At 69.4% G+C, this 22,527-nt stretch carries 22 protein-coding genes, 1 tRNA gene and 1 pseudogene; 13 read left to right on the forward strand and 11 right to left on the reverse strand.

The features are described from left to right. Genes G6N60_RS17335 through G6N60_RS17345 form a run of 3 tightly spaced genes read left to right on the forward strand, consistent with a single transcriptional unit; the run spans position 1 to position 1,962 of the window. Entirely contained in the window at positions 1-648 is a 648-nt protein-coding gene (locus tag G6N60_RS17335; RefSeq protein WP_163739570.1) for an HAD-IA family hydrolase, read from the forward strand. After that, positions 641-1,138, forward strand: coding sequence for a low molecular weight protein-tyrosine-phosphatase (locus G6N60_RS17340; RefSeq protein WP_263992864.1), 498 nt, complete (start codon positions 641-643; stop codon positions 1,136-1,138). The genes G6N60_RS17335 and G6N60_RS17340 overlap by 8 nt, the downstream gene beginning before the upstream one ends. Beyond that, a complete protein-coding gene (locus G6N60_RS17345; RefSeq protein ID WP_163739574.1) occupies positions 1,138-1,962 on the forward strand; it encodes an SURF1 family cytochrome oxidase biogenesis protein in 825 nt (274 codons plus the stop codon). Before G6N60_RS17340 ends, G6N60_RS17345 begins: the two co-directional genes overlap by 1 nt. On the opposite strand, the gene G6N60_RS17350 is transcribed toward G6N60_RS17345, so the two are convergent. From G6N60_RS17350 to G6N60_RS17385, 8 genes are all read right to left on the reverse strand, one after another. Beyond that, positions 1,957-2,454 carry a MarR family winged helix-turn-helix transcriptional regulator gene (locus G6N60_RS17350; protein WP_163739576.1) on the reverse strand — a complete coding sequence of 166 codons (498 nt, stop codon included), beginning with the start codon at positions 2,452-2,454 and terminating at the stop codon, positions 1,957-1,959. The two genes, G6N60_RS17345 and G6N60_RS17350, sit on opposite strands and share 6 nt — an antisense overlap. 130 nt (positions 2,455-2,584) lie before the next feature. Beyond that, a complete protein-coding gene (gene mbp1 / locus G6N60_RS17355) occupies positions 2,585-2,815 on the reverse strand; it encodes a microaggregate-binding protein 1 (RefSeq protein WP_163739578.1) in 231 nt (76 codons plus the stop codon). A gap of 220 nt (positions 2,816-3,035) precedes the next feature. Further along, positions 3,036-3,182: a hypothetical protein gene (locus tag G6N60_RS17360; RefSeq protein ID WP_163739580.1), complete on the reverse strand. Its 147-nt coding sequence runs from the start codon at positions 3,180-3,182 to the stop codon at positions 3,036-3,038. 67 nt (positions 3,183-3,249) lie between these two features. Beyond that, on the reverse strand, positions 3,250-4,101 hold the full coding sequence (locus tag G6N60_RS17365) for a hypothetical protein (protein ID WP_246241263.1): 852 nt from the start codon (positions 4,099-4,101) through the stop codon (positions 3,250-3,252). Positions 4,102-4,277: 176 nt separating this feature from the next. Further along, a tRNA-Val gene (locus G6N60_RS17370) sits at positions 4,278-4,352 on the reverse strand. Positions 4,353-4,365: 13 nt separating this feature from the next. Further along, the gene (locus G6N60_RS17375; protein ID WP_163739584.1) at positions 4,366-4,848 is read right to left on the reverse strand and encodes a redoxin domain-containing protein; all 483 of its coding nucleotides are present in this window, start codon (positions 4,846-4,848) and stop codon (positions 4,366-4,368) included. Between the two features lies 1 nt (position 4,849). Continuing rightward, positions 4,850-5,272 carry a DUF3052 domain-containing protein gene (locus G6N60_RS17380; RefSeq protein ID WP_163739585.1) on the reverse strand — a complete coding sequence of 141 codons (423 nt, stop codon included), beginning with the start codon at positions 5,270-5,272 and terminating at the stop codon, positions 4,850-4,852. An 84-nt stretch (positions 5,273-5,356) separates the two neighbouring features. Next, positions 5,357-5,908 carry an Rv2240c family protein gene (locus tag G6N60_RS17385; RefSeq protein ID WP_246240798.1) on the reverse strand — a complete coding sequence of 184 codons (552 nt, stop codon included), beginning with the start codon at positions 5,906-5,908 and terminating at the stop codon, positions 5,357-5,359. A 174-nt stretch (positions 5,909-6,082) separates the two neighbouring features. Between G6N60_RS17385 and aceE the strand changes: the two genes are divergently transcribed. The 7 genes from aceE to G6N60_RS17420 all read left to right on the forward strand — a co-directional run bounded on the left by aceE (position 6,083) and on the right by G6N60_RS17420 (position 15,611). Continuing rightward, positions 6,083-8,875, forward strand: a complete 2,793-nt coding sequence (gene aceE, locus G6N60_RS17390; RefSeq protein ID WP_163739587.1) for a pyruvate dehydrogenase (acetyl-transferring), homodimeric type — start codon at positions 6,083-6,085, stop codon at positions 8,873-8,875. Positions 8,876-8,923: 48 nt separating this feature from the next. Then, the gene (locus G6N60_RS17395) at positions 8,924-10,180 is read left to right on the forward strand and encodes a PucR family transcriptional regulator (protein ID WP_163739589.1); all 1,257 of its coding nucleotides are present in this window, start codon (positions 8,924-8,926) and stop codon (positions 10,178-10,180) included. Between the two features lie 169 nt (positions 10,181-10,349). Then, positions 10,350-11,249 carry an ACP S-malonyltransferase gene (locus G6N60_RS17400; RefSeq protein ID WP_276028651.1) on the forward strand — a complete coding sequence of 300 codons (900 nt, stop codon included), beginning with the start codon at positions 10,350-10,352 and terminating at the stop codon, positions 11,247-11,249. 73 nt (positions 11,250-11,322) lie between these two features. Then, entirely contained in the window at positions 11,323-11,616 is a 294-nt protein-coding gene (gene acpM, locus G6N60_RS17405) for a meromycolate extension acyl carrier protein AcpM (protein ID WP_163739594.1), read from the forward strand. Further along, positions 11,613-12,863, forward strand: a complete 1,251-nt coding sequence (gene kasA, locus G6N60_RS17410; protein ID WP_163739596.1) for a 3-oxoacyl-ACP synthase KasA — start codon at positions 11,613-11,615, stop codon at positions 12,861-12,863. Before acpM ends, kasA begins: the two co-directional genes overlap by 4 nt. Positions 12,864-12,900: 37 nt before the next feature. Further along, entirely contained in the window at positions 12,901-14,172 is a 1,272-nt protein-coding gene (kasB, locus tag G6N60_RS17415) for a 3-oxoacyl-ACP synthase KasB (RefSeq protein ID WP_163739598.1), read from the forward strand. A gap of 17 nt (positions 14,173-14,189) precedes the next feature. Continuing rightward, positions 14,190-15,611: an acyl-CoA carboxylase subunit beta gene (locus tag G6N60_RS17420; RefSeq protein ID WP_163739601.1), complete on the forward strand. Its 1,422-nt coding sequence runs from the start codon at positions 14,190-14,192 to the stop codon at positions 15,609-15,611. Positions 15,612-15,625: 14 nt separating this feature from the next. Here G6N60_RS17420 and G6N60_RS17425 read toward each other — a convergent pair whose 3' ends face one another. From G6N60_RS17425 to G6N60_RS17435, 3 genes are read right to left on the reverse strand one after another with little or no spacing between them, the layout of a single operon-like run. Continuing rightward, positions 15,626-16,399: an RsiV family protein gene (locus tag G6N60_RS17425; protein WP_179969707.1), complete on the reverse strand. Its 774-nt coding sequence runs from the start codon at positions 16,397-16,399 to the stop codon at positions 15,626-15,628. 22 nt (positions 16,400-16,421) lie between these two features. Then, positions 16,422-17,960: a glycerol-3-phosphate dehydrogenase/oxidase gene (locus G6N60_RS17430; protein ID WP_163739603.1), complete on the reverse strand. Its 1,539-nt coding sequence runs from the start codon at positions 17,958-17,960 to the stop codon at positions 16,422-16,424. Further along, positions 17,957-18,541, reverse strand: a complete 585-nt coding sequence (locus G6N60_RS17435) for a TetR/AcrR family transcriptional regulator (protein WP_179969799.1) — start codon at positions 18,539-18,541, stop codon at positions 17,957-17,959. The genes G6N60_RS17430 and G6N60_RS17435 overlap by 4 nt, the downstream gene beginning before the upstream one ends. A 50-nt stretch (positions 18,542-18,591) precedes the next feature. On the opposite strand from G6N60_RS17435, the gene G6N60_RS17440 reads away from it, so the two are divergent. From G6N60_RS17440 to G6N60_RS29110, 3 genes and pseudogenes are all read left to right on the forward strand, one after another. Beyond that, positions 18,592-20,172 (forward strand): FAD-binding oxidoreductase, encoded by a 1,581-nt coding sequence (locus G6N60_RS17440; protein WP_179969708.1) that lies wholly within the window; start codon positions 18,592-18,594, stop codon positions 20,170-20,172. A 2-nt stretch (positions 20,173-20,174) separates the two neighbouring features. Beyond that, positions 20,175-21,056, forward strand: coding sequence for a diacylglycerol kinase (locus G6N60_RS17445; protein WP_163744137.1), 882 nt, complete (start codon positions 20,175-20,177; stop codon positions 21,054-21,056). A gap of 312 nt (positions 21,057-21,368) precedes the next feature. Then, positions 21,369-22,525, forward strand: a pseudogene (locus G6N60_RS29110) (IS30 family transposase). The last annotated feature ends 2 nt before the right edge of the window (positions 22,526-22,527 follow it).

The following is a 22,527-nucleotide window of genomic DNA, read 5'->3' on the forward strand; positions in this document are numbered from 1 at the left end:
GTGAGCCCCCAGCTAGTCATATTCGATCTCGACGGCACGCTGACCGATTCCGCCGCGGGGATCGTGGCGAGCTTCCGGCACGCGCTCGACGAGATCGGGGCCCCGGTGCCCGACGGCGACCTCGCCGGCCGAGTCGTCGGGCCGCCCATGCACCAGACGCTGACCGCGATGGGACTCGGCGCCAAGGCCCACGAGGCGTTCGCCGCCTACCGCGCGGACTACACCGCCAGGGGGTGGTCGAACAACAGCCTCTTCGACGGCATCGAAGACCTGCTCGTCGACCTGCGCGCGGCCGGCGTGCGCCTCGCGGTCGCCACGTCGAAGAACGAGGTGACGGCGCGGCGCATCGTCGAGCACTTCGGCATCGACGGCTACTTCGAGGTGATCGCCGGGGCCAGCACCGACGGCGTCCGCTCGGCGAAGGCCGACGTGCTCGCCCACGCCCTCGCGCAGCTGGCACCGCTGCCGGAACACGTGCTCATGGTGGGCGATCGCTCCCATGACGTCGTCGGCGCGGCGGCACACGGCATCGACACCGTCGTCGTCGAATGGGGTTATGGCGCAACGGACTTCGGGCAACCCGATTCCGTGGTCGCCTTCCGGCACGTGGCCACGATGGCCGACCTGCGGGAGGTGCTGGGTGTCTAGCCCACCGCTGCACGTGACGTTCGTCTGCTCGGGAAACATCTGCCGCTCACCGATGGCCGAGAAGATGCTCGCCCACCAACTCACCGAGCGGGGCCTCGCCGACGCCGTGCGCGTGACGAGTGCCGGCACAGGTGGTTGGCACGTCGGGGAACCCACTCACGAACTGGCCGCCCGCGTGCTGCGGGAGCACGGGTACCCGACCGCGCACAGCGCGTCGCTCCTCGACGACGACCACAGGGATGCCGACCTGGTCGTCGCCATGGGGCGCAACCACCTCCGCATCCTGCACGACCAGGGGGTGGCACCGGAGCGGGTCCGCATGATGCGATCCTTCGATCCGCGCTCGGGCGCCCATCCCCTTGACGTCGAGGACCCCTACTACGGAACCGTCGAGGACTTCGAGGAGACCCTGGCGGTCATCGAGGCGTCGCTGCCGGGACTGCACGACTGGATCGACGACCAACTCGAGCAGCGGGACGTCGCGAGCTGATGCGCCGGTTGACGTTCCTGTTCAAGCCCCAGTGGCTGGCGCTGTACGTCGTCGCCATCGCGTTCGCCTATCTCTGCTTCACGGTGCTGGCGCCCTGGCAGCTCGGCAAGAACACCAGGACCTCGCGCGAGAACGATCAGATCGCCCGCTCGCTGTCCCAGGCCCCGGTACCGGTGAGCAGCCTTCTGCCGCAACAGGATTCGTCCGCGGCCGGCGCGCAGTGGCGCCAGGTGACGGCGACCGGCCGGTATCAGACCGACGCCCAGGTGCTCGCCAGACTCCGGGTCGTGGACGGGCATCCCGCCTACGAGGTGCTGCTGCCGTTCCACGTAGACGGGGGCCCCACCGTGCTCGTCGACCGTGGCTACGTCAAACCCGTCAAGGGCGAGAGCGTGCCCGAGTTCGCCGCCGCACCGAGCGGCCCCGTCACCATCACCGCGCGTCTGCGGGACTCCGAGGGCGTCGTCGCGGGCAAGGATCCGTTCCGCCAAGACGGTCTGCAGCAGGTGTACTCCATCAACGTCCCGCAGATATCCGCCGTCACCGGTGTGCCCCTGGCGGGGTCCTACCTGCAACTCGTCGGGGACCAGCCCGGCGGTCTCGGCACGATCGGACTGCCGCACCTCGACGCCGGACCCTTCCTGTCCTACGGCATCCAGTGGATCGCGTTCGGCATCATCGCGCCGATCGGCGTCGGCTACTTCGTGTTCGCCGAGGTCAGGCAGCGTCGCCTCGAAAGGACGCAGATCGAGTCGCGGGCCACCGACCCCGCGCCGCTCACGACCGAGGAGAAGCTCGCCGACCGGTACGGCAGGCGGTCATAGCTGCTCGGAGCGCTCCGGGATCCTGGCGGTGGTCATCGCCTCGATGAATGCGCGCAGCACGCGGTGGGCGGCCTCGAGATCGGCGTCGGGAACACCGTCCAACGCCATGTCCCCCGCCTCGCCGAAGCCCGCGAACAGGGTCTGCGCGATGTCCCTGCCGTGGTCGGCGTGGCGGAGGATGACCCGGCGCCGGTCGGTGGGGTCGGTCTCACGGCACAGGTGGTCCTGGCCCACCATGCGGTCCACCAGGTAGGTGATGGCCGCGCCGGACAGACCCATCCTGTCGCGCAGATCGCCCGCGGAGAGCGCCATACCGTTGGCCTCGGCGACCATGACGAACAGCAGGGCCCGAAACTCGTTGATCGACAACCCGTTCTGCTCGCAGAATGCCGCTGCGATCCAGCCCGACTCCGACGTCAGGTCCCTCAGGTCGACGCCGAGCAGCCACTCCAGGTCCGCGCGTATCGGTGCCGACGTCGGTTCGGGATCCATGGCTGCCCCTCTACGCGTCGGGCCGGGTGGGCACCTCACTGTAGTCAGGTGCCCGGTACGCGCAAACGACAACGGCGGAATGCCCTCTGCGCGAGGACATTCCGCCGGGTCGGTGCAGTCGTGAAGGTGGCTACTCGGCTGCCTTCTGGCGCGCTTCGGCGGCCTTCTCGGCACTGCGAGCCGCTTCGGCCTCGCCTTCCTTCTTGGCGACGTCGCGCTGCGCCTCGGCCTTGTCCTGCTGGGCCTCGCCTTCCTTCTTCAGGTCGTCACGATCGGTGACGATGCCGGCGACTTCCTTGACCTTGCCCTTGACGTCTTCGACGATGCCCTTGGCTGCTTCTTCGGGTCCGCTGTCTCCCATGACGAGTCCTTTCCTAGTCGACGTTGTCAGTTCGTCTCTACCCGTCGACGCCGCCGACTGAACATTTTGGTGACGCGGGCGACGGATCTGCGTGGGAGCCGGGGGGCCGACGTGCTGTTGGCGGTGGGCGGCGGTGGCCGCCGAGGGTGGACGGTGGCGTCGGTAGGAAGCAATACGATCCAGGGGCCGCAACGTCTCGTAGACGACGCACACCAGGCCGTCAGGCGCGTGCTTCGACCCACTCGATCAGCCGACGCCGGCGTTCTGCCGCGCGCTCGGGATTCTGCTCCGCGTCACGTTCGGCGGCATCGGCTTCCGCCCAGGCGCGACGCATGTCGGCGTCATGGAACTCGACGGTCTTGGCCATCACGCACCCCTTCCGGAACGACACCAGGATAGTTGGGCGCTACGACGAAGACCCATTGGACACATCTTCAGTTCCCTCGCTGCTGGGAGGCTTTGGTGATGCGGGCGGGTGTCATCGACGTGGCTTCGGCAGCGGCAAGCAGGTGAGCAAGCACCTTGATCGATGCGACGTCTGACAGCGAGAATCCCTCGGCCTCAAGCGTGTTGGCCGTCAGCATGCCGAAGGCCAGTTTGTCGGCGCGAACTGCGACCGACACGAACGACCTGTACTGCCGATTCCTCGAGGCGTCCCACGAGTCGGGAACCGTGGCGTTCGTGTCGTTGCTGGACTCGACGTCGCCGCTGTCTATCAGGGTCCATACCCCCTGGTCACCTCCATGGCCCTCGATGAACTCGCTCGTGAAGGCGTCCTCGCGATTTCGCGAGTCGCTGTAGGGGCCCGACCGCATCACCCGGGATCGGGCAGCCAGGTCTTGGACCCGAAAGTAGGCGGCGCGTGGCGCTTCGCTCTGGACCAGATCGCAGACCTTGCTGACGATCGACGTACGAAACCCGCTGATCTCTGCGTCCTTGGATGCCTGATCCAGCACGGAGAGTCGGCGCAGCTTGTCGGCAGTGCCGAGCATGGCTCCATTGATGAGAAGCGACGTCCGACGAGACTCCGCTTTCAAGGCTTGGTCGAGCGACGCCCGCTCGTGTTCCTGTTGGAGCTTGAACGCGCGCTCGTTCCCGAACTTGAAGAAGCCGACGACGGCGGTCGACACCGCGAGGCTGGCCGCCAGGATCCGCACACCTACGAGCCAATTGCCCGGCGGAACGAGACTGACCGCGAAGGTGGCCGCCGCCGTCAGAACGGCCACCACCGCCAGCGCGAAGGTGAAGACGACCGCCTGATCCTTGACGGGCTTCGTCTGCTCCATCGGCACCGCGGCAGCATGGCATACAGGGGCGACGTCACCGCCTGATGCGCGCCTACTCGTGCAACGTCGGACCCCTTGCCGTGCCCATGACGCGGATGCGAATCTCCTTGGGCATCAGGGGAGTCGAACCCCATCGGGATCCGCGGACACGAGATCCAGAGATATGAGTTCGATGGTGGTGGGCGCGGAGGGGATCGAACCCACGACCGCTGGTGTGTAAAACCAGAGCTCTACCACTGAGCTACACGCCCGTGCTCGGGCAGGCTACACGGCGGGCGGGTGCGACGGGAAATCCTGCCGGGCAGTCAGGCTGGCCAGTGCGGCCGCCCAGACCGACGGTTCGCGCAGCTCTCCTGGCCCCTTCATCTGGGCGAAGGTGATGACCCCCGTGCGGTGCACGGCGAAGGTGCCGCGGTTGGCGACGCCCGTTGCCTCGTCGAACACCCCGTAGGCCTGGGCCACCGCTCCGTGCGGCCAGAAGTCGGACAGTATCGGCATGGTGAGGCCTTGCTGGTTGGCCCAGACCTTGTGCGTCGGCGGGGGGCCGACGGAGACGGTGAGTACGCGGGGATCGTCGCCGAGGTGATCGCGGATGTCGGCGAGTTCGCGTGCGCAGATGCCAGTGAAGGCGAGCGGGAAGAACACCAGGAGCACGTCGTCGACGCGCAGTCGCGCACTCAGCGTGACCGGTCGTCCGTGCTGATCCTTCAGCGTGAAGTCGGGCGCGTCGGCGCCAACGTCCAACACGCTAGCGCCGCGGCGCGGACTTCGACTTCGGCTGGACCAGCCTGCTGGCGATCCAGTCGCCCAGGTTGGCCGACGAGGTCTGCACGAGACCTGCGGTGGGGGCGGATTCGGCGATGTCGGCGGGGCGCACGTGTCCGGGGTGGCCCGTCTTGGGCGTCACGACCCAGACGACACCGTCCTCGGCCAGCGGCGTGATGGCGTCCATCAGACGGTCGACGAGATCGCCGTCGTCGTCGCGCCACCAGAGGAGGACGACGTCGACGACCTCCTCGGCGTCCTCGTCGAGGAGCTCGCTGCCGCTTGCGTCCTCGATGTCGAACCGGATGTCGTCATCGGTGTCCTCGTCCCAACCCAGCTCTTGGACGACCTGATTCTTCTCGATGCCCAGCTTTCGGGCGTAGTTCGGCGAGTCCGCCGCAACCACCGTTTCCTCCTTCAGCCAGCGTGTCAGCTTTGCCCTATCGTCGCACGCCTTGGGCACTTACCCGACGTCTGGCGCTCCGAAGCATCAATATGCGGCATCGCAGGCCGTCCCTGCGGCCGTCTTCGCGTCGTTCAGTTGGCGGATCGCGCCGTTGAACTCGTCGGGGCCCGGGTTGCGCGTCAGCACGACGGCCAACTGCCGCGCCGAGTCGACCCACCCGTTGAGCGCATTGGTCAGATCGGGCGACAGCGGCGCGGACAGGCTTCCCGCGACCTGGTCAGCGCTCTGATTCAGCGAATCCACCGCGGGCCCAATCTTGCTCGACGCGTCGGGCGCGTCGTCGTTGTAGGCCTCCACGTACGTGTTCACCGCCTGCACGGAGGCATTGCTGCTGTCCCCGAGGGCATCGCAGGACGTATGCACGGCGGCCTTGGTCACCGCCACCTGGCGGGCGGACTCGGAGGCCGCGCTCGCCGAGCTGACCGACGCGCGGTACTCGGGAGCCTGCGCACTGTCGACCCGCGCCACCCCCTGGGTGAGGGAGCTACACCCCACGACGATCATCGCCAGGGCAGCGAGGCTGCCGGCCACCATGCCGGCCACGCGCAGTCGCCCGCCGTGCCACAACGTACTCACAGTTTCCGACGGTACCGGTTGGCCCCACCGGTCGCCGGGTCATTCCTCCTATGCCAACCCCGGCCGCCCGAGTACGGCACGATGGGGGCACGATGGACACGACGCTGGACACAGCGCCGAAATCGCGGGTGACGGGGCCACGAGCCCCCGATCACGCCTACCGAGGAGCCGTAGTTGACCACCGAGTTCGCGCGCCAAGACCTGGCCCAAAACTCTGGCACCGCAGGCGAACCCGATCGGGTGCGAGTCATCCGGGACGGTGTGGCCTCCTATCTGCCAGACATCGATCCCGAGGAGACCACCGAGTGGCTCGAGTCCTTCGACGCCTTGCTCGAACGGTCCGGCCCGGCCCGCGCGCGGTATCTGATGTTGCGCCTACTGGAGCGTTCTGGCGAACAGCGCGTCGCGATTCCGGCACTCACGTCCACCGACTACGTCAACACCATTCCCACCGAACTCGAGCCGTGGTTCCCCGGTGACGAGGACGTCGAACGCCGGTACCGCGCCTGGATCCGATGGAACGCCGCCATCATGGTGCACCGCGCCCAGCGGCCGGGAGTCGGTGTGGGCGGCCACATTTCGACGTATGCGTCGTCGGCCGCACTGTACGAGGTCGGGTTCAACCACTTCTTCCGCGGCAAGTCCCACCCCGGCGGTGGCGATCAGGTCTTCATCCAGGGCCACGCCTCCCCCGGCATCTACGCGCGCGCCTTCCTCGAAGGCCGGCTAACCGCGGACAAGCTCGACGGGTTCCGTCAGGAACACTCCCATCCGGGCGGCGGCATCCCGTCCTACCCGCATCCGCGGTTGATGCCCGACTTCTGGGAGTTCCCGACGGTGTCCATGGGCCTGGGCCCGATGAACGCCATCTATCAGGCGCGGTTCAACCACTACCTGCACGACCGCGGCCTCAAGGACACCTCCGACCAACACGTCTGGGCGTTCCTGGGCGACGGCGAGACCGACGAGCCCGAGAGCCGGGGCCTGGCCCACGTGGCGGCGCTGGAGGGTCTGGACAACCTGACCTTCGTCATCAACTGCAACCTGCAGCGCCTCGACGGACCAGTCCGCGGCAACGGCAAGATCATTCAGGAGCTGGAGTCGTTCTTCCGCGGCGCGGGCTGGAACGTCATCAAGGTGGTGTGGGGCCGCGAGTGGGACGCCCTGCTGCACGCCGACAAGGACGGCGCCCTGGTGAATTTGATGAATACGACACCGGATGGCGATTTCCAGACCTACAAGGCCAACGACGGCGCCTACGTCCGCGACCACTTCTTCGGCCGCGACCCCCGCACCAAGGCACTCGTCGAGCCGATGACCGACGCCGAGATCTGGAACCTCAAGCGCGGCGGTCACGACTACCGCAAGGTGTACGCCGCCTACCGGGCCGCGATGGAGCACAAGGGCCAGCCGACGGTGATCCTGGCGCACACCATCAAGGGCTACACCCTCGGCAAGCACTTCGAGGGCCGCAACGCCACCCACCAGATGAAGAAGCTTGCGCTGCAAGACCTCAAGGACTTCCGCGACTCCCAGCGCATCCCGATCCCGGACTCCCAACTCGAGGAGAACCCGTACCTGCCGCCGTACTACCACCCGGGGCCGGACGCACCGGAGATCCGCTACCTGCTGGACCGGCGCCGCACGCTCGGCGGCTTCGTTCCCGCGCGTCGCAACAAGACCAAGGTGCTGCCCCTGCCCAGCCGCGACGTCTACAAGTCGCTGAAGAAGGGCTCGGGCACCCAGGCCGTCGCCACCACCATGGCGACCGTGAGGACGTTCAAGGAACTGTTGCGGGACAAGGAGATTGGCAAGCGTCTGGTGCCGATCATCCCCGACGAGGCGCGCACGTTCGGCATGGACTCGTGGTTCCCGAACCTCAAGATCTACAACCGCAACGGCCAGCTGTACACCGCCGTCGACGCCGAACTGATGCTCGCCTACAAGGAGAGCGAGGTCGGCCAGATCCTGCACGAGGGCATCAACGAGGCCGGCTCGACGGCGTCGTTCACCGCCGTCGGCACGTCCTACTCCACCCACGACGAGCCGATGATCCCGATCTACATCTTCTATTCGATGTTCGGGTTCCAGCGGACCGGTGACGGACTGTGGGCGGCGGCCGATCAGATGGCCCGCGGCTTCGTGCTCGGCGCCACCGCCGGTCGCACGACGCTGACCGGTGAGGGCCTGCAGCACGCCGACGGGCACTCGCTGCTGCTGGCGGCGTCCAACCCGGCGGTCGTGGCCTACGACCCGGCGTTCGCCTACGAGATCGCCTACATCGTGGAAAGCGGCCTGGCCCGGATGTACGGCGAGGACCCCGAGAACGTCTTCTTCTACCTCACCATCTACAACGAGCCCTACGTGCAGCCGCCGGAGCCGAAGGACTTCGACCCGCAGGGTCTGCTGAAGGGCATGTACAAATATCGCAGCGCAACCGAGAAACGCACGAACGTCGCGCAGATCCTGACCTCGGGCGTGGCCATGCCCGAGGCGTTGCGGGCCGCCGACCTGCTCGCCGCGGACTGGGACGTCGCGGCCGACGTGTGGTCGGTGACCAGCTGGGGCGAGCTCAATCGCGACGGGGTCGCCGTCGAGAAGGAACTGCTCCGCCATCCCGACCGGCCCGCAGGCGTGCCCTACGTGACCTCGGCGCTGGAGTCCACCGCGGGCCCGGTCGTCGCGGTGTCGGACTGGATGCGGGCGGTCTCCGAGCAGATCCGGCCGTGGGTGCCCAACACCTACGTCACGCTCGGCACCGACGGGTTCGGGTTCTCCGACACCCGGCCCGCGGCCCGGCGGTACTTCAACACCGACGCCGAATCGGTCGTAGTCGCCGTGCTCGAAGCGCTCGCCCGCGACGGCGAGATCGACCCGTCGGTCGCGGTCGCCGCCGCCAAGGAGTACCGGATCGACGACGTGCTGGCCGCACCCGCACAGACCTCCGATCCTGGCGCGGGGGCCTAACGCCGCGGGTTGGAGGTTGTCTCCAGAAATGGGGCGTAGTTTTTAGGGATGCCCGACAACCATCCGTCGCCGGGGGCCACCCCGCTCGCGCTGCTGGACTCGGTGCCGGAATCGCTCCTGCGCCGGGTCAAGCAGTACTCGGGCCGGCTCGCCACCGAGGCCGTGCACGTGATGGGCGAGCGGCTGCCGTTCTTCGCCGAACTCGAGGCCTCGCAGCGCGCGAGCGTCCAGCTCGTCGTGCAGACCGCCCTGGTGAACTTCGCCGAATGGATGCGCAACCCGCGCGGCGACGTCGGGTACACGGCCGAGGCGTTCGCGCTGGTGCCCCAGGAGCTGACGCGGCGCATCGCGCTGCGGCAGACCGTCGACATGGTCCGCGTGACCATGGAGCACTTCGAGGAGGCCGTGCCGAATCTCGCACGCAACGAGGATCAGATGACGGCGCTGACGATCGGCATCCTGAGGTACAGCCGCAACCTCGCGTTCGCGGCGGCGTCGGGGTACGCCGATGCCGCCGAGGCCCGCGGCGCCTGGGACACCCGCATGGAGGCCAACGTCGTCGATGCGGTGGTCCGCGGGGACATCGGGCCCCAGCTGCAGTCGCAGGCGGCGGCGCTGAACTGGGATGCCACCGCGCCCGCGACGGTCCTCGTCGGGTTTCCCCAGCCCGGCCGCGCGGAGTTCGCCAGCGAGGACGTCCACGAGATCGTCAACCGCAACGGCAGGGCTGCGCTGTCCGACGTGCACGGCACCTGGCTGGTCGCCATCGTGTCCGGCCATCTGTCCCCCACCGACCGCGTGCTCGCCGAGTTGCTCGACGTGTTCTCCGCCGAGCCGGTCGTCATCGGGCCGTTCGCCTCGTCGCTGGTGGCCGCCCACTACAGCGCGGCCGAGGCCATCGCGGGCATGAACGCCGTCGCGGGGTGGAGCGGGGCGCCGCGGCCGGTCTCGGCGCGCGAGCTCCTCCCGGAGCGGGCGCTCCTCGGCGACCCGTCGGCGATGGCCGCACTCGACGCCGACGTGATGCGTCCCCTCGCCGACGCCGGGCCCGCCCTGACCGAGACGCTCGACGCCTATCTGGACTCCGGCGGTGCGATCGAGGCCTGCGCGCGCGCCTTGTTCGTTCATCCAAACACCGTCCGCTACCGCCTCAAGCGCATCGCGGACTTCACCGGACGCGATCCCACGCTGCCGCGCGATGCGTACGTGTTGCGGGTGGCGTCGACGGTGGGCAGGCTGGGCCGACAGGCGTCGCATACGGTGACGTCGACGGCGACCGCGGCGCCTCTCACGAACCCGGCGTGACGGGCATCACTGGATTCGCAGGTCGCGGTCAGGTCTCGTTGACATCCCATCACATGCGGTTTTGTGGGATGTCCACAAAAACATAAGACCAGGTTCATAATCTCTTACACCACGCAAAACCGGTTTCACAGTGTTCTCTTAATTCGTGCCCCAAACACCCGCGCTTGCGCTGCTTGCTCCCGGACAGGGATCGCAGACTCCCGGCATGCTCGCCCCCTGGCTCGAGCTCCCCGGTGCCGAGGAGCGCGTCGCCGCCTGGTCGGAGGCCATCGGTCTGGACCTGGCCCGGCTGGGCACCACCGCCACGGCCGACGAGATCACCGACACGGCCGTCACCCAGCCCCTCGTCGTCGCCGCCACGCTGCTGGCCCACCGCGAACTGACCGGGCGCGGCCTGCTGGCCGGTGCGCAGACCATCGTCGCCGGCCACTCCGTCGGTGAGATCGCGGCCTACGCGATCGCCGGCGTGCTCGAGGCGGACGACGCCGTGACCCTGGCCGCCACCCGCGGTTCGGAGATGGCCAAGGCCTGCGCCGTGGAGCCGACCGGGATGGCCGCCGTCCTCGGCGGCGATGAGACCGAGGTGTTGGGTCGCCTCGACGCGCTCGACCTGGTGCCCGCCAACCGCAACGCCGCGGGTCAGATCGTCGCGGCCGGCGCCATCGCCGCGCTGGAGAAGCTGGCCGAGGATCCGCCCGCCAAGGCCAGGGTGCGACTGCTGGCGACCGCGGGCGCGTTCCACACCCACTACATGTCCTCCGCGCTCGACGGCTACGCCGCCGCAGCCGAGCACGTGACGGCCGCCGACCCGGCGGCCACGCTGCTGTCCAACGCGGACGGCCAGCCGGTGACCTCGGCGGCCGACGCCATGACCAAGCTGGTGGCGCAGCTGACCCGGCCGGTGCGCTGGGACCTGTGCACCGAGACCATGCGTGCGCGCGAGGTGCGGGCGATCATCGAGTTCCCGCCCGCGGGCACACTGGTGGGCATCGCCAAACGAGAACTTCGGGGTGTGCCGACGTACGCCGTCAAGACCCCCGCAGACCTGGACGGGCTCGCCGAGCTCTAGCCAGAGAAGTCCATATCGGCGTTCCATCAGGGGGCGTCGATGCCCGAGGAAACACAGAATAGAAGGAGCCAACGTGGCTGCCACGCAGGAAGAAATCATCGCCGGCCTCGCCGAGATCATCGAAGAGGTCACCGGCATCGAGCCGTCCGAGGTCACCCCCGAGAAGTCCTTCGTCGACGATCTGGACATCGACTCCCTGTCGATGGTGGAGATCGCGGTGCAGACCGAGGACAAGTACGGCGTGAAGATCCCCGACGAGGACCTCGCGGGCCTGCGCACCGTCGGTGACGTCGTCGCCTACATCCAGAAGCTGGAAGAAGAGAACCCCGAGGCCGCCGCCGCACTCCGCGACAAGTTCACCTCGTGACGCGCCCTTCCACGGCTAACGGCGGTTTCCCCAGCGTGGTGGTGACCGCCATCGAGGCGACTACTTCCATCGCGCCGGACATCGAGAGCACGTGGAAGGGTTTGTTGGCCGGCGAAAGCGGCATCCGCGTCCTCGATGACCCGTTCGTCGACAAGTGGGACCTCCAGGTCAAGATCGGCGGCCACCTCAAGGAGGCCCTCGATCCGCAGATGACGCGGCTCGAGTTGCGTCGGATGTCCTACGTCCAGCGGATGTCGAAGTACGTCGGCAACCGCCTGTGGGAATCCGCGGGCAGGCCCGAGGTCGATCCCGACCGATTCTCGGTCGTGATCGGCACCGGGCTGGGTGGCGGCGAGAAGATCGTCGAGACCTATGACGCGATGAACGAGGGCGGCCCCCGCAAGGTGTCACCGCTCGCCGTTCAGATGATCATGCCGAATGGTGCGGCTGCGGTCGTCGGGCTCGAGCTCGGCGCCCGCGCCGGCGTCATCACCCCGGTGTCGGCCTGTTCGTCGGGCTCGGAGGCCATCGCGCACGCGTGGCGTCAGATCGTCATGGGCGACGCGGACTTCGCGGTCTGCGGTGGCGTCGAAGGGATGATCGAGGCGCTGCCCATCGCGGCGTTCTCGATGATGCGGGCGATGTCGACGCGCAACGAGGACCCCGCCGGTGCGTCGCGGCCGTTCGACAAGAACCGCGACGGCTTCGTCTTCGGCGAGGCCGGAGCGATGATGATCATCGAAACCGAGGAGCACGCCAAGGCCCGTGGCGCCAAGCCGCTGGCCCGGCTGATGGGTGCGGGCATCTCGTCGGACGCCTTCCACATGGTGGCTCCGGCCGCGGACGGCCTCCGGGCCGGCCACGCGATGAAGCGGGCGATGGAGACGGCTGGCTTGTCCCCCAAGGACATTCAGCACGTCAACGCGCACGCGACGTCGACGTCCATCGGCGACACCGCCGAGGCGAACGCCATCCGGGTCGCCGGGGTGGAGCACGCCGCGGTCTATGCGCCGAAGTCGGCGCTGGGTCACTCGATCGGCGCCGTCGGTGCCCTGGAGTCGATCCTCACGGTGATGTCGTTGCGCGACGGCGTCATCCCGCCGACGCTCAACTACGAGACGCCCGACCCCGAGATCGATCTCGATGTCGTTGCGGGTGAGCCTCGATACGGCGAGTACCAGTACGCCATCAACAACTCGTTCGGGTTTGGTGGACACAATGTCGCCCTGGCCTTCGGCCGCTACTGAGTAGCGGTTGGGCTCGAGAGATACGTTCGGAGCAGGTATGGCAGCGTTGACCGGTTCTTCTCGGCCCTCGACGGGCGACGGTCTCCCCAACGTGGTCGTCACTGGCTATGCCATGACGACCGCGTTGGCGACCGACGCCAACGGCACCTGGAAGCGTCTGCTCGACGGCGAGAGCGGCATCCGCACGCTGGACGACTACTTCGTCGAGCAGTACGACCTGCCCGTGCGTATCGGCGGACACCTCCTCGAGGACTTCGACAGCGAGCTGACGCCCGAGGAACTCGCCCGGTGGTCCTACCTGCAGAAGATGGCGATCGTCGTCGGGCGGCGGGCCTGGGAGCACGCCGGCTCGCCGGAGGTGGACGGCCGACGCCTGATGGTGTCGATCGGCACCGGCATGGGCAGCAGCGAAGAACTGCTCTACGCCTACGACGGGATGCGGGAGAAGGGCGCGGCGGCCGTGTCGCCGCTGGCGGTCCAGACGTACATGCCCAACTCCCCTGCCGCGGCGGTCGGTCTGGAGCGCGGCGCCAAGGCGGGGGTCGTGACGCCCGTGTCGGCGTGCGCGTCCGGCAGCGAGGCCATCGCGAACGCGTGGCGCAACATCGTCCTCGGCGAGGCCGACGTCGCCATCTGCGGTGGCGTCGAGACCAGGATCGAGGCGGTGCCGATCGCGGGCTTCGCGCAGATGCGCATCGTGCTGTCCACCACCAACGACGACCCGGCCGGTGCGTGCCGGCCGTTCGACAAGGACCGCAACGGGTTCGTCTTCGGTGAGGGCGCGGGGCTCATGGTCCTCGAGACCGAGGAGCACGCCAAGGCCCGCGGGGCGAACATCCTCGCCAGGCTGATGGGCGCCGGCGTGACGTCGGACGGCTACCACATCGTGGCGCCCGACCCGACCGGCGATCAGGCGGGCCACGCGATCACGCGGGCGGTCCAGCTGGCCGGTCTGCAGCCCAGCGACATCGACCACGTGAACGCTCACGCGACCGGCACCTCGGTCGGCGACGTGGCCGAGGGCAAGGCCATCAACAACGCGCTCGGCAGCACCCGGCCCGCGGTCTACGCCCCCAAGTCGGCCCTCGGTCACTCCGTCGGCGCCGTCGGCGCGGTGGAGGCCATCCTCACGGTGATGGCGCTGCGCGAGGGCGTCGTGCCGCCGACGCTCAACCTGCGCAACCTGGATCCGGAGATCGATCTGGACGTGGTGGCGGGCGAGCCGCGGCACGGCAACTACCAGTACGCAATCAACAATTCGTTCGGCTTCGGCGGGCACAACGTCGCGATCGCCTTCGGGAAATACTGAGATTCGAGGAGATGTAGATGACGACGATGGCGCCCGAATCGGTAGACGAGTCCGTCGACCCCCGCGATCCCCTGCTGCGACTGCGCACGTTCTTCGACGACGGCAGCGTCGAGCTGCTGCACGAGCGCGACAAGTCCGGCGTGCTGGCCGCGGGCGGCACCGTCAACGGCGTTCGCACCGTTGCCTTTTGCACCGACGGCACCGTCATGGGCGGTGCGATGGGCGTCGAGGGCTGCCGTCACATCGTCGACGCCTACGACACCGCCATCGAGGAGCAGAGCCCGATCATCGGCATCTGGCACTCCGGCGGGGCCCGCCTGGCCGAGGGCGTCAAGGCGCTGCACGCGGTCGGGCTCGTCTTCGAGGCCATGATCCGGGCGTCGGGTTTCATCCCGCAGATCTCGGTGGTCGTCGGATTCGCCGCGGGCGGAGCGGCGTACGGCCCCGCCCTCACCGACGTCGTCATCATGGCGCCCGAGGGCCGGGTGTTCGTCACCGGACCCGACGTGGTCCGCAGCGTCACCGGTGAGGACGTCGACATGGCGTCACTCGGCGGCCCCGACACCCACCACAAGAAGTCCGGTGTCTGCCACATCGTCGCCGACGACGAAAACGACGCCTACGAACGCGGCCGCCGACTCATCGGATTGTTCTGCCAGCAGGGACATTTCGACCGCAGCAAGGCCGAGGCCGGCGACACCGACCTGCGCGCACTGCTGCCCGACTCGGCCCGCCGCGCCTACGACGTGCACCCGCTCGTCACCGCGCTGCTCGACGACGAGGCACCCTTCGACGAGTTCCAGGCGAAGTGGGCGCCGTCCATGGTCGTCGGCCTCGGCCGCCTCGCCGGGCGCACGGTCGGCGTGCTCGCCAACAACCCGCTGCGCCTCGGCGGCTGCCTGAACTCCGAGAGTGCCGAGAAGGCAGCACGTTTCGTGCGCCTGTGCGACGCGTTCGGCATCCCGATCGTGGTGGTCGTGGACGTGCCCGGATACTTGCCCGGCGTGGACCAGGAGTGGGGTGGCGTGGTGCGCCGCGGCGCCAAGCTGCTGCACGCGTTCGGTGAGGCCACCGTCCCGCGCGTCACGCTGGTGACGCGAAAGATCTACGGCGGCGCCTACATTGCGATGAACTCGCGCTCGCTGGGTGCCACCAAGGTGTTCGCGTGGCCCGACGCCGAGGTCGCCGTCATGGGCGCGAAGGCCGCCGTCGGCATCCTGCACAAGCGCAAGCTCGCTGCCGCCGCCCCGGAGGACCGCGACGCCCTGCACGAGGAGCTCGCCGCCGAACACGAGCGCATCGCGGGCGGCGTCGACAGCGCCATCGAGATCGGCGTCGTGGACGCGAAGATCGATCCCGCGCACACCCGCAGCGTCGTCACCCAGGCGCTGGCCGAGGCGCCCGCCCGCCGCGGCCGCCACAAGAACATCCCGCTGTAGGGCTGCGGCCGGGCTCACGCCCTGGCGATGTCGGCCATCCTGGGCGACAGCAGCGGCGTCAGCTGCGCCCACGGCACGGTGATCGTCAGGGGGACGCCCATCCGCAGCTGGTGCGGCGGGAAGTGCAGCTCCATGCCGTCGGTCGTGGGGATCCAGTTGGCGAAGTTCTCGCGGCGCGGCGCGTTGCCCGGTTCGTCGGCCATCACGCCGGTCATGCCGTTCTCCCTGGCCACCAGCACCTTGGTCTGCTCGGACAGCATCCGCAGGCCCGCCGGCTCGTTGGCGAACAGATCCGTCAGGGTGACGGGGCGGGCGGTGCGGCTGTCGATCACGACGGTGCCCGCCTCGGTCTCCGACTGCGACCCCACGTAGTACGCGCTGGTGATCACCTGCGCGACGACGAGCCGCCGGAACGTCACCTGACCGCTGGACTCGAAGCTCCACGGCGTGCCGTTCTTCGCCTCGGCGACCGCGTGGGCGAGCTGGCCGCGCACCACCGCCGCGCTGGCGTCGTTGAAGGCCTTGGCGACCGCAGGGTCACCGCCCTCGAGCTGCCCGCGCATGGCCTTCCAGGTGCCGAGCCCGTCGGGTGAGAAGCCGTCGACCGACGTCGGGGTCACACCGTAGGCGACGCCGTTGGATGTTCCGGTCTGCGGAGGGGCCTCCGACGTCGCGGCCGCCGACGCCGCCGCGGCCGTCGCCGAGGACTCCATGGCATCCCCGTCCCGGCTGCACCCGGTCAGTGCGAGGACGCCGAGTATGCAGATCAGCCCTAGTGCTCGGGTCACTGCACACCTTTCGTTCAGCCAATCACCTTGTCGCGGCGAGGAATTCGTTGGCAACGTCAATTACCGAAGCGCGGTCGTCGGAGACGAGACCGATTCGGGTACGGCGGTCCAGGATGTCGTCGGCGGTGAGGGCTCCTTCGTGGGTCGTGGCGTACTCGAACTCGGCTCGGATGACGTCGATGCCGTCGGCCACCCGGGCCGTCGGACGACTGCAGGTAGCGTGCGCGACGACGTTGGGCGCCTCGGCACCATATCGTGCGACGAGCGCCGGCGGCAGGTTTGCGGGCGTTCCCGTCGCCGAGACCGGGTTGGCGGGTGCGCCCACCAGCGGAAGATGGCGAGTTCGACAGGGCCCGGCCGCGAGGCGTCGTCGCGCCACCGCGCGGTTCACCACGTCCTCGGCCATGAAGCGGTACTCGGTGAGTTTGCCGCCGATGACGCTGAGCACCCCGTCGGCCGACTCGACGATGGCGTGTTCGCGCGACACGTCGGCCGTCCTGCCCGCGCCGGTGTCGACGAGTGGGCGCAGCCCCGCGTACGCGCCGACGACGTCGTCGGGACCGAGCGCGACGTCGAGGGCGGTGTTGACGGTGTCCAGCAGGAAGGCGACCTCGGCGGCGGTCGGCTCGGGCACGTCGGGGATCGGCCCCGGCGCGTCCTCGTCGGTGAGTCCGAGATAGACCCTGCCGAGCTGCTCCGGCATGGCGAACACGAACCGGTTGAGTTCACCGGGTATCGGAATCGTCAGTGCCGCAGTCGGATTGCCGAACGCGGCCGCGTCGAACACCAGGTGTGTGCCGCGGCTGGGCCGCAACCGGATCGACCGGTCGACCTCCCCCGCCCACACCCCCGACGCGTTGATCACGGCGCGCGCGGACACGTCCAGCGCGGCGCCGGTAAGCTGATCGGTGAGCCGCACCGAGGTTCCGGTCGCCGCCGAGGCCGCGACCCTGGTGAGGATGCGGGCGCCGTGCTTGGCCGCCGTGCGCGCGACCGCGACGACCAACCGCGCGTCGTCGATCAGCTGCCCGTCGTAGGCCAGCAGCGCGCCGTCGAGCCCCGCGCGCCGCACGGTCGGCGCCAACTCCACGGCCCTGGCGGCGTCGATGCGCCGGGACCGCGGCAGCGTCGTCGCCGGCGTGCCCGCCAGCCTGCGCAGGCCGTCACCGGCGGCGAACCCGAATCGGACCAGGGCGCGCGAGCCCCGGCTCATCGACGGCAGCAGCGGCACCAGCTGCGGCATCGCGGTGACGAGGTGTGGCGCGGTGCGCGTCATCAGGATGCCGCGTTCGACGGCGCTGCGGCGGGCGATGCCCACGTTGCCCGTGGCCAGGTAGCGAAGTCCACCGTGGACGAGCTTCGAACTCCAGCGGCTGGTCCCGAACGCGAGGTCGTGCTTCTCGACGAGGACCACCGACAGCCCGCGGCTCGCGGCGTCGAGGGCGATCCCCGTTCCCGTGATGCCGCCGCCGATGACGACGACGTCGACGGTGGCGCCATCGCCGAGGGCGGCGAGGTCGGCGGCCCGGCGAGCCGCGTTCAGGGCGGAGGTGTCGGTCATGGCGCGAGGTATCCGTTCAGTGCGTGGGCGAGTTCGGTGGCCAACCGTTCGGCGGGCAGGATCGGCGCGACCACCTGCGCCGACAGGATCGTCGACTGGGTGATCAGCATGGTCATGGCGGCCAGTTCGCGCGGCTCCCCCGGCCGGACGCTGCCCTCCCCTTGCGCGGCGGCGATCTCGGCGGCCACGGTGTCGAGCAGCAGCTGCTGGCTGGTGCCGAGGCGCTCGGAGAGGTAGAACATCGCCAGCCCGGGCGCTTGGTGCAGCACCGACATGACGACGTCGTCGTCGCGCACCCGCTGGGCCAGCCCGATGATCCGCCGGACCAGGGGCTTGCGCCCGACCCCGCGGCGGGGCACGTCGTCGAGCGCTTCGGTGATCCGCTGGGTCAGCAGCGCGGCGAGGATCGAGTCGGTGTCGGGGAACCGCCGATAGATCGTGGGGCGGCTGACGTCGGCGCGGCGGGCGATCTCGGCGAGCGTCACCCGGTCCACGCCGAAGGCGAGCACGCACTCGGCGGCCGCGTCGAGGATGCGGTCCTCGACGGGCCTCGCCGGGCGCTCGTTACGGATTGACATGATCTGTAATACTGTAACCCATGACGCGAGCCAACGACGACCTGCTGCCTCCCATGGCGTGGAACGCCTGGGGTGACCCGGCGGCGGCCACCCCGCTCTCCGACGCCATCCGCACCCTCCTCGTCGAGGCGCTCGGCGTCGACCCCTCGGCCACCGTCGCACCCGACCTGGCCCGCGTCCGGCTGCGGCCCTCGGCGCTGCCGGACGCCGACCGCACCGCGCTGGCCGCCATCGTCGGCGAGCCGTACTGCGTCTGCGACGATCTCGGCAGACTGCTGCGCGCGGGCGGCAAGTCCACCCTGGACCTGTTGCGGCGCAACGGATCCGACGTACAAGACGCACCCGATGCCGTGCTCCTGCCCGCCGACGAGGAGCAGATCGCCGACGTGCTGAGGCACTGCGCGCTGCGCAGCATCGCCGTGGTCCCGTTCGGCGGCGGCACCAGCGTCGTCGGCGGCCTCGACCCCCTCCGCGGGGACTTCCGGGCCGTCGTGTCGCTGGACCTGCGACGCCTCGATGCCCTGCACGGCCTCGACGCGGTCTCCGGCGAGGCCGAGCTGGGCGCCGGGGTCACCGGGCCGGCCGCCGAGGAACTGCTTGGCGCGCAAGGCTTCTCGCTCGGCCACTTCCCGCAGAGCTTTCAGTTCGCCACCATCGGCGGCTTCGCGGCGACGCGCTCCTCGGGCCAGGACTCCGCCGGATACGGCCGGTTCGACGACATGGTCCGCGGGCTGCGGGTGGTCACGCCGGCCGGGGTGCTCGACCTCGGGCGCGCCCCGGCGTCGGCGGCGGGCCCCGATCTGCGGCAGGTGATCCTGGGCTCCGAAGGCGTGTTCGGCGTCATCACCCGCGTGCGGGTCCGCGTCCACCCCGTCCCGGAGGCCACCCGCTACGAGGCGTGGTCGTTCCCCGACTTCGCGACCGGCGCCGCCGCCCTGCGCGCCGTCGTCCAGAACGGCACGGGGCCCACCGTCATCCGGCTCTCCGACGAGGCCGAGACCGGCGTCAGCCTCGCCACCACCGACACCATCGGCGAACGCAGCAGCACCGGTGGCTGCCTGGCCATCACGGTGTTCGAGGGCACCGCCGCGCACGCCGAGAGCAGGCACGCCGAGACGCGCGCCGTCCTCGAGGCGCACGGCGCCACGTCCCTGGGCGAGGAACCCGCCCGAGCCTGGGAACACGGCCGGTTCGGCGCGCCCTACCTGCGCGACTCCCTGCTGGCGGCCGGAGCGCTGTGCGAGACGCTGGAGACGGCCACCAACTGGTCGGGCATCGGTGCCCTCAAGGCCGCGGTGACCGAGGCCCTCGTGACGTCACTCGCCGACAGCGGTACCCCCGCGCTGGTGCTGTGCCACGTCTCCCACGTCTACCCGACCGGGGCGTCGCTGTACTTCACGGTTGTGGCCGGGCAGCGCGGCAACCCGATCGAGCAGTGGCGCACGGCCAAGGCCGCCGCGTCGGACGCGATCATCCGGGCCGGGGGAACCATCACCCACCACCATGCCGTCGGCGCCGACCACCGGCCGTGGATGCGCGACGAGATCGGGGATCTGGGCGTCGAGGTGCTGCGCGCGGTGAAGGCGGTGCTCGACCCCGCGGGAATCCTCAACCCGGGCAAGCTGATTCCGTGAGGATCACGCTGCTGACGAACCCCGCGTCCGGACACGGCAGCGCGTCTCGGGCGACCGAGCGGGCCATCGCGCAGTTCCACCGTCGGGGCGTCGACGTCGTGGCGATCGCCGGCGCCGACGCCGACCACGCGCGACGGCTCGCCGAGGGCGCCCTCGAGCGCGGGATGGACGCCCTCGTCGTCGTCGGCGGTGACGGCATCGTCGCCCTGGCACTGCAGGTGCTCGCGCAGACGGACGTCCCGCTCGGCATCATCCCGGCCGGCACGGGCAACGACCACGCCCGCCAATTCGGGCTACCCACCCACGATCCCGAGGCGGCGGCCGACGTCGTCGTCGACGGCCACGCCGACACCGTGGACCTCGGCCACATCCGCGGCGCCGACGGCACCCAGCGCTGGTTCGGCACGGTGATGGCCGCGGGCTTCGACTCGCTGGTGACCGACCGCACCAACCGGATGCGCTGGCCGCACGGGCGGATGCGCTACAACGTCGCCATGGTGGCCGAGCTGTCGAAGCTACGTCTGCTGCCGTTCCGACTGACGTTCGACGGCGGCGACGAGGTGGTCACCGACCTCACGCTGGCGGCGTTCGGGAACACCAGGAGCTACGGCGGCGGGATGCTCATCTGCCCGGACGCCGATCCCACCGACGGCATGCTCGACGCCACGATGGTGACCTCGGCGTCGCGGACGCGGCTGATTCGGTTGTTCCCCACGGTGTTCAAGGGCACCCACACCGCGCTCGACGAGGTGCGCACGGCGCGAGGATCGGTCATCACCGTGGACTCCCCGGGGATCAACGCCTACGCCGACGGCGAGTTCGTGTGTCCGCTGCCGGTCGAGGTGTCGGCCGTACCCGGGGCGCTACGGATCCTCACGCCGTGAACCTGCGGCACCGAGATTGCACTCAGTCGACGAAACGTCGAGGCGGGCTCAAGTGATCGCTGCAACACCTGATTTGTTGAGAGGTGTTGTTCGATGGCTTTTCGTGCTCGGGGTAGCAAAGCGCCGGAGTCGGCTCGTGGGGAGTTCTTGAGGGCGCTGAGGTTGGGGCTGTCGCAGTCGGCGGCTGCGACGGTGGCCGGGGTGTCGCATCAAACCGGTTCGAAATGGGCCGCAGAGGCGGGGGTCGCAGCCGATACGAGGCATCGGGGGATTCGGTACCCGGCAGCGGTGCGGGAGGTGTTCTGGGCGGCGATGCGCGGCGGGGCCGACGTCACGCAGGCCGCGGTGGCCGCGGGCGTGTCGGAGATCGCCGGTGCGGCCTGGGTCAAACAGGCTGGTTACGTGCCCAGAACCGCTGCTCCAGCTCGTGCCCTCGGCGCCGTCGATCGCTCGCCACGGCAGCGTGCGCCGCTGTCGTTTCTGGAGCGTTGCCGCCTGGAAGACCTGCTGGAGACCGGTTGCACCGCAGTCCGCGCTGCTGAACTGCTCGCCCGTCACCACAGCACGGTCCGCCGCGAGATCGCCAAGGGACTGACCTCGTCGGGGTATCGCGCCCGCGTCGGCCAGGACGTCGCCGAGGTCAATCGTCGCCGTCCGAAGGTGCGCAAGCTCGAAGGCGATCCTGTCGTGTTGGCCGAGGTTCTGAAAGGGTTGAGGTCGCGGCACAGTCCCGAGCAGATCGCGGGCCGGCTGCGGGTGGACTTCCCCGAGGATCCGGAGATGTGGGTGTCACACGAGACGATCTATCAGGCGCTGTACGTGCAGCCACGCGGGGAGTTGGCCAGGTTGGTCAGGACGCGTTGCGAACCGGGCGCACTCGCCGAAAGGCGCAGGGCCGCAACACCTCCGGTGTAGGCAAGCTCAAGGGCATGGTCAACGTCAGCGAACGACCCGCCGAAGCCGACGACCGCGCGATCCCGGGCCATTGGGAGGGCGATCTCATCCTGGGTGCCACCGCGACGAACTCCGCGATCGGCACCATGGTGGAGCGCACCACCGGGTTCGTCATGCTGCTGCACCTGCGCGGCGACCGCACCGCGGCCACCCTGGCCGAGGCGATGACGACGAGGATCCCCGAGATCCCCGAGGTGCTGCGCCGCTCACTGGCCTGGGATCAGGGCAGTGAGATGGCGTTGCACACCACGATCACCGAGGCCACCGGACTGCCGATCTACTTCTGCGACCCGCACAGCCCCTGGCAGCGCGGCACCAACGAAAACACCAACGGCCTACTCCGCCAATACTTCCCCAAAGGCACCGACCTGTCGTTCTACGGACCCGGCTGGCTCGACGAAGTCGCCGCCGAACTCAACGCCCGACCCCGCAAACGCCTCGGCTTCCGCACCCCCGCCGAAGAACTCGACCGGTTACTCTCAGACCCGTCCACATTCGTTGCAGCGACCGCCTGAAT

This window comes from Mycolicibacterium madagascariense (genome assembly GCF_010729665.1).
GTDB classification, from domain to species: domain Bacteria; phylum Actinomycetota; class Actinomycetes; order Mycobacteriales; family Mycobacteriaceae; genus Mycobacterium; species Mycobacterium madagascariense.

What these genes read in the sequence shown, in the direction of transcription:
- G6N60_RS17365 (WP_246241263.1), bottom strand. Translation starts at nt 4,101, where the DNA reads ATGGAGCAGACGAAGCCCGTCAAGGATCAGGCGGTCGTCTTCACCTTC.
- G6N60_RS17430 (WP_163739603.1), bottom strand. Translation starts at nt 17,960, where the DNA reads ATGACCGACACCTCCGCCCTGAACGCGGCTCGCCGGGCCGCCGACCTC.
- G6N60_RS17360 (WP_163739580.1), bottom strand. Translation starts at nt 3,182, where the DNA reads ATGGCCAAGACCGTCGAGTTCCATGACGCCGACATGCGTCGCGCCTGG.
- G6N60_RS17345 (WP_163739574.1), top strand. Translation starts at nt 1,138, where the DNA reads ATGCGCCGGTTGACGTTCCTGTTCAAGCCCCAGTGGCTGGCGCTGTAC.
- G6N60_RS17395 (WP_163739589.1), top strand. Translation starts at nt 8,924, where the DNA reads ATGCCCGACAACCATCCGTCGCCGGGGGCCACCCCGCTCGCGCTGCTG.
- G6N60_RS17350 (WP_163739576.1), bottom strand. Translation starts at nt 2,454, where the DNA reads ATGGATCCCGAACCGACGTCGGCACCGATACGCGCGGACCTGGAGTGG.
- G6N60_RS17420 (WP_163739601.1), top strand. Translation starts at nt 14,190, where the DNA reads ATGACGACGATGGCGCCCGAATCGGTAGACGAGTCCGTCGACCCCCGC.
- mbp1 (WP_163739578.1), bottom strand. Translation starts at nt 2,815, where the DNA reads ATGGGAGACAGCGGACCCGAAGAAGCAGCCAAGGGCATCGTCGAAGAC.
- kasB (WP_163739598.1), top strand. Translation starts at nt 12,901, where the DNA reads ATGGCAGCGTTGACCGGTTCTTCTCGGCCCTCGACGGGCGACGGTCTC.
- G6N60_RS17440 (WP_179969708.1), top strand. Translation starts at nt 18,592, where the DNA reads ATGGCGTGGAACGCCTGGGGTGACCCGGCGGCGGCCACCCCGCTCTCC.